Annotated in this window: 7 protein-coding genes; all 7 read right to left on the bottom strand. The window is 56.5% G+C overall.

Annotation, left to right across the window (positions count from 1 at the left end; all coding sequences use genetic code 11):
* Positions 1–1,190 (bottom strand): glutamate-5-semialdehyde dehydrogenase (locus tag JW937_02800; GenBank protein MBN1586339.1); only part of this gene is annotated, 1,190 nt, incomplete at its 3' end.
* A 107-nt stretch (positions 1,191–1,297) separates the two neighbouring features.
* Entirely contained in the window at positions 1,298–2,401 is a 1,104-nt protein-coding gene (gene proB / locus JW937_02805) for a glutamate 5-kinase (protein ID MBN1586340.1), read from the bottom strand.
* 9 nt (positions 2,402–2,410) lie between these two features.
* Positions 2,411–3,382 carry a GTPase ObgE gene (obgE, locus tag JW937_02810; GenBank protein ID MBN1586341.1) on the bottom strand — a complete coding sequence of 324 codons (972 nt, stop codon included), beginning with the start codon at positions 3,380–3,382 and terminating at the stop codon, positions 2,411–2,413.
* Positions 3,383–3,488: 106 nt separating this feature from the next.
* Complete coding sequence (gene rpmA, locus JW937_02815) at positions 3,489–3,731, bottom strand: 50S ribosomal protein L27 (protein MBN1586342.1); 243 nt, start codon at positions 3,729–3,731, stop codon at positions 3,489–3,491.
* A complete protein-coding gene (gene rplU, locus JW937_02820; GenBank protein MBN1586343.1) occupies positions 3,721–4,050 on the bottom strand; it encodes a 50S ribosomal protein L21 in 330 nt (109 codons plus the stop codon). The genes rpmA and rplU overlap by 11 nt, the downstream gene beginning before the upstream one ends.
* A gap of 12 nt (positions 4,051–4,062) precedes the next feature.
* Entirely contained in the window at positions 4,063–5,283 is a 1,221-nt protein-coding gene (locus JW937_02825) for a threonine synthase (GenBank protein ID MBN1586344.1), read from the bottom strand.
* Positions 5,284–5,469: 186 nt separating this feature from the next.
* The coding region (locus JW937_02830; protein ID MBN1586345.1) for an aspartate aminotransferase family protein at positions 5,470–5,672 on the bottom strand (203 nt) is incomplete at its 5' end.

The following is a 5,672-nucleotide window of genomic DNA, read 5'->3' on the forward strand; positions in this document are numbered from 1 at the left end:
GGGCCGCGGGCGTGCAACTTGTCGGTGCTGATTCCGATCTCCGCCCCCATACCGAACTGCCCTCCGTCGGTGAACCGGGTGGATGCATTCACATACACACTGGAAGCGTCCACCCGATTGAGGAATTCGGCCGCAGCCTTTTCATCCGACGTGATAATCGCCTCGGAGTGCCCGGATCCGTACTGGGCGATGTGCTCCACGGCCTGGTCCAAATCTTTGACCACGCGCACTGCCAGGATATAGTCCAGGAACTCCGTACCCCAATCCGCATCCGTTGCAGGGGTGGCACTGGGGAGGATCTCACACGTGCGCGCATCTCCGCGAATCTCCACATTGGCCTGGACCAAAGGCCCGGCAGCAAGAGGCAAGAACTCCTGTGCCACGGCTGCATGCACAAGCAGACACTCCATGGCATTGCACACACTGGGGCGCTGAACCTTGGCGTTAAAGGCGATCTCCACACCCATCTTTAAGTCGGCGCTCTTGTCCACATAAGTGTGGCATACGCCCTTGTATTGTTTGATCACCGGCACCTTGGCGTACTCCACGACCTTGCGAATCAGGCCCTCACCGCCGCGGGGGATCACCAGGTCCACATACCCTTCCAGCTCCAAAAGCGCCCGTACAGCCTCGCGATCCGTATCGCGAACCAGCTGCATGGCCGCCTGCGGGAGTCCGGCCTTTGTGGCAGCATCCTCCATGGCCTCAAAAATCGCGATATTCGAGTGAATGGCTTCGGAGCCGCCTCGCAGGATAACGGCATTTCCGCTTTTTAGACAAAGCGCTGTGCAGTCAGCCGTCACATTGGGGCGCGATTCATAGATGATTCCGATCACCCCAATCGGCGAACGCACCTTTTGAAAACGGAGCCCGTTGGGCTGGGTCCACTCGGAAATAATCTCCCCCACGGAATCCTTGAGCGCCGCCACTTGGCGAACGCCCTCCGACATCTCCCCGATGCGCTTCTCGTTGAGCATGAGACGGTCGAGCATTGCTTTGCCGAGGCCGCGCGCCTCACCCGCAGCAAGATCCTTTTTGTTTTCTTCGATAATGGCGGACTGCTTGTTTGCCAAAGCATCCGCCATTGCAAAGAGCACCGTGTTCTTCATTTCTGTGCTGAGCTTCACCAGCTCGCGCTTGGCCAGCACTGCCTTTTCTCCGTAAGTGCGGATTTCAGATACGATACTCATTTGTATCTCCTTGGCTCAACGGGTGTCAGGCACCCAGCCACAACTTCAGGGACGGTTCTCGACGGTTCGTAACGCTCAAGGGACAGTCGAGAACCGTCCCTGGCATCTCACTTAGACAAAATCACCAAGTTATCCCGATGAATGGCTTCCGCATAGGCAACGCGCCCCAAAACACCTTCGAGCTGCCCGGATTTCAACCCTTTGATTTGGGCCATTTCTTCGGCTGAATAGTTGCTCAATCCGCGGGCGAACTCTTCGCCGCACGGCCCGAGCACAGACACCACATCGCCGAGCTTGAAATTGCCCTCCACGCCGCTGATCCCCGAAGGCAACAGACTCTTGTCCCCTTCGGCCAGGGCCTTTTGGGCCCCGGCATCCACCCGTATACGCCCCGCGACCTTGGAGGCATAAGCCACCCAACGCTTCTTGCCCATAATGCCGCGCTCAGAAGCCACAAAGTAGGTGCCCACCTCTTTCCCTTCGAGAATGTTCTGAAGGACCGTAGAGCTGCGGCGACCATTGGCGATGATGCAGGGAATTCCAGAGCTGGTAGCCACCTTAGCTGCCAAAATCTTCGTGGTCATTCCGCCCACAGCAGAGCTCTTCCGGGTCCCTCCGGCAACCGCCTCGATTTCGGGAGTAATATGTTCCACCCGGGAGATCAGGCTGCGATCCCTGCCTTGGCTTGTGTACAAGCCATCCACGTCAGAGAGGATCACTAAGAGAGAGGCCTCGGCCAAATTGGCCACCAGGGCAGAGAGCACATCGTTGTCGCCAAAACGAATTTCTTCTGTCGAAACACTGTCATTTTCATTGACGATGGGAACTGCGCCGTAGTCCAAGAGAGCCAGGAGTGTATTGCGAGCATTGAGATAGCGGCGCCGGTCCTGAACTCCTTCCTGGGTGAGCAAAATCTGGCCGGTGCGCAAGCCGGCTTCATGAAAGAGCTCGTCGTAAATCCGCATAAGGTGTCCCTGCCCCAAGGCCGCAGCGGCCTGCAACTTGTCCAGCGCACGGGGACGGTGATGGAGCCCCAGAAGACCCATGCCCGCGCCCACCGCGCCGGAGCTGACTAAGACCACCTGGTAGCCCATTTCCCGGACTCGTACCACACCCGAGACAATGCGTCTCACACACCGGCGGTCCAAACGCTTATTCTGGTTGGTTAACAAACTCGTTCCGACTTTGATGACGAGTCTTTTCGGCTTCATGGTCTCTCCTTAAGCCGCGTGAAGAGTTTCACTGAGTGCCTTAAGCAACTTCTCCACCCCTTCGCCCGTGGCTGCGCTGATCGTAAAGAGCGGATGGTCTCCGACTGCGGACCGAAGGGACTCCAACCGCCCATCAGCTCCGGTCAGGTCCATCTTATTGGCCGCCACAAACCAAGGCTTGCGGTCCAGCTTCTGTCCGTACTGCGTGATTTCCCCGCTCAACTGCTCAAAGGCGCGCACCGGAGACTCCGGCGCATAGGGTCCCATATCGAGCATAAAAAGCAGAATACGCGTGCGTTCGATATGCCGCAAGAACCGGTCCCCCAGACCGCGACCCTCATGAGCCCCCTCGATCAGCCCGGGGATATCCACGGCAGTCCATTTGCGCTCCCCGTTGTTTTCGATCACGGTCCCCAAATGAGGTGAAAGCGTGGTAAAGGGGTAGTCTCCCACTTCAGAATGAGCGCCGGAGATCCGATTGAGCAAAGTGGACTTCCCCGCATTGGGCAGCCCCACCAACCCCACGTCCCCAAGCACCTTGAGCTGCAGGAGAACAGTACGAATCTCTCCTTCCTCGCCCGGAGTAACCTGTTTGTTGCCGTAATTCCCCCGGCCGCCCATACCCCCTTTGCAAACTGTGACTTCCATATTATCCGTGGACATATCGCGCAGACGCCCGCCGGTTGCCTCATCGCGGATAATCGTGCCCACAGGAACACGGATCAGGGTGTTCTCTCCGTTCGCGCCGTGCTTGTTATTTCCGCCGCCGTGTGCGCCGGTCTCGGCCTTATAGTGCTGCTGAAACTTAAAGCCCAGCAGATTGTCTACCGAGTGATCGGCCTTAAAAACAATATGACCGCCTCGCCCGCCGTTACCCCCATGAGGGCGCCGGCGGTGCTTCCGGCGGTCAAAATAGAAACTCTCACATCCGTTGCCGCCGCGACCTGCCTGAACATAGATCCGAGCTTCGTCAATAAACATGCCCTTGTCCCGTACCCGAATATCCGGGTTCTTTTTCCTCTTCTTAGACCAAGCCCCCCGGCATGCGGAGGGCTGGTCTAGGAATTAGTATCGCGGCTCAGTGTGACTAGGAAGAAAGGATACTGATCTCCCCCTTTTTCGGAAACCTCACAAAGCCATCCGAAAGCGCATAGAGCGTATCGTCATTTCCCTTGCCTACATTCCAACCGGGCTTAACCGGAGTGCCGCGCTGACGCACCAGGATCGTCCCGGCGAGCACGAACTCCCCTTCGGTTCTTTTCAGCCCCAGCCGTTTGGAATGGCTATCCCGGCCATTCTTAACACTGCCTTGACCCTTTTTATGTGCCATTTTTCCCTCCTGTCAAAATTTCCTCAACGCGCAAACGGGTCAGTTTCTGACGATGCCCCACCTTGCGATCAAATTTCTTGCGCCGGTTGTAGCGATAGTTCACAACCTTTTCACCCTTGGTTTGCGCCAGCAACGTGCATTGAACCTGGCCTCCCTCCAAATAAGGATGACCGATGGCAACATTCTCTCCGTCCGCGACAAGCAATACATTCGACAGGGTCACTGAAGAACTCTCTGCGCCTTCCAAGAGCTCCACCTCAAACTCCTGCCCTTTTTCTATGCGATACTGCTTTCCACCTGTTTCGACAACTGCGTACATCTCTCAACTCCTCTAAGGCTTGACCTCTTCTTCGAAGGATTCAAGGCTCGGCCGGATGTGTATGGGAGAGACCATCCTCTCCGCGACCGGTTCCAAAGTCTTAAGGCCGTTTCCAGTAATGCAAATGACCACGCTCTCATCGGGCTTGATCTTGCCCGTCTTGATCAGCTTCTTGGTCGCACCCACGGTGACACCCCCCGCGGTCTCGGTAAAGATCCCTTCGGTACGGGCCAACAAAGCAATGGACTCGACAATTTCTTCATCTGTTACGGATTCGCCCCAGCCGCCGCTGGTGCGCACCGTATCCGCGGCATAGTAACCATCCGCAGGATTCCCGATTGCCAGACTCTTGGCAATCGTGTTGGGTTTGACCGGCTTAATGATATCGGTTTCTTCCTTGATGGCGGTAACCACAGGGCTACAGCCTTCGGCCTGAGCGGCGTTTATCTTGGTGTGGATTTCGCCGTCAATCAGCCCCAGCATGGAAAGCTCTTTAAAGCTCTTCCAGATTTTGGAAATGAGCGATCCCCCGGCCACGGGAACAACCACATTGTCCGGCAGCTTCCAGCCCAGCTGCTCGGCGATTTCAAATCCGTAGGTCTTGGAGCCCTCGGCGTAATAGGGCCGGATATTGACGTTCACAAAGGCCCAATTGTACTTGGAAGCGATTTCCGAACAGAGCCGGTTCACTTCGTCGTAATTGCCGTGCACAGACACAACCTGGGGCCCGTACACCAAAGAGGCCGTGACTTTCCCCTTTTCCAAATCATGAGGGATAAAGACAAAGGCCTTAAGACCTGCAGCCGCTGCCTGGGCTGCAACCGAATTCGCCAAATTCCCGGTACTCGCGCAAGCCACCGTGTCAAAACCAAACTCCTTGGCGCGCGAAATAGCTACCGCCACCACACGGTCCTTAAAAGAAAGCGTGGGATGACTCACGGAGTCATCCTTTAGATACAGCTCCTTAATGCCGAGTTCCTTGGCCAAACGCGGAGCCTTCACCAAAGGGGTAAAACCGGAGTGCCAGCCGCTTGTGGGCGGTCCGTCCAAAGGCAAGAGCTCCCGGTACCTCCACAAATTCTGCGGTCTCGAGGCAATCACTTCCCGCGTCAGCTGCTCCCGGATAAGATCGTAGTCGTACTGAACCTCAATGCTGCCAAAACAGTACTCGCAAACATAAAGGATTTCCGCGGGGTACTCCCGGCCACACTCTCGGCACTTCAGTCCCTTCATGGTATAGGGCCTCTCCCTCAGAATTGACTCCGGGCTCCCCGATGCGGGGGCCGATAATTCCACGGTCATTGCTGGTTCACTCATGAGGAGGGTTCACTCCGGGCTCTCGGTGCGGCTCTCCCGGTGAATAATCGGATTGGCCATGGTACCACAAGGGAGGATCCAGCGCAAGGGGCATAATGCTAACTACAAAGATTTGAAGGCCTTAGACGCTGCTTCCAGGGTGGTTTTGAGCTCTTTTGGCCCGTGGGAGGCCGAGAGGAAGAGGGCCTCATAGGCAGAGGGGGGCAAATACACCCCCTCCTGAAGCATGGTATGGAAGAATTTAGTGTACTTATGTATAGCGCTGTGTTTCGCCTCTTGGTAGTTGCGCACCGGCCCCGGGCTGA

This window comes from Candidatus Omnitrophota bacterium, assembly GCA_016929445.1.
In the GTDB taxonomy this organism is placed as follows: Bacteria; Omnitrophota; Gorgyraeia; order JAFGIU01; family JAFGIU01; genus JAFGIU01.

Coding starts and splice junctions, on each gene's coding strand:
- proB (MBN1586340.1), bottom strand. CDS start 2,401: ATGAAGCCGAAAAGACTCGTCATCAAAGTCGGAACGAGTTTGTTAACC.
- obgE (MBN1586341.1), bottom strand. CDS start 3,382: ATGTTTATTGACGAAGCTCGGATCTATGTTCAGGCAGGTCGCGGCGGC.
- rpmA (MBN1586342.1), bottom strand. CDS start 3,731: ATGGCACATAAAAAGGGTCAAGGCAGTGTTAAGAATGGCCGGGATAGC.
- rplU (MBN1586343.1), bottom strand. CDS start 4,050: ATGTACGCAGTTGTCGAAACAGGTGGAAAGCAGTATCGCATAGAAAAA.
- JW937_02825 (MBN1586344.1), bottom strand. CDS start 5,283: ATGAAGGGACTGAAGTGCCGAGAGTGTGGCCGGGAGTACCCCGCGGAA.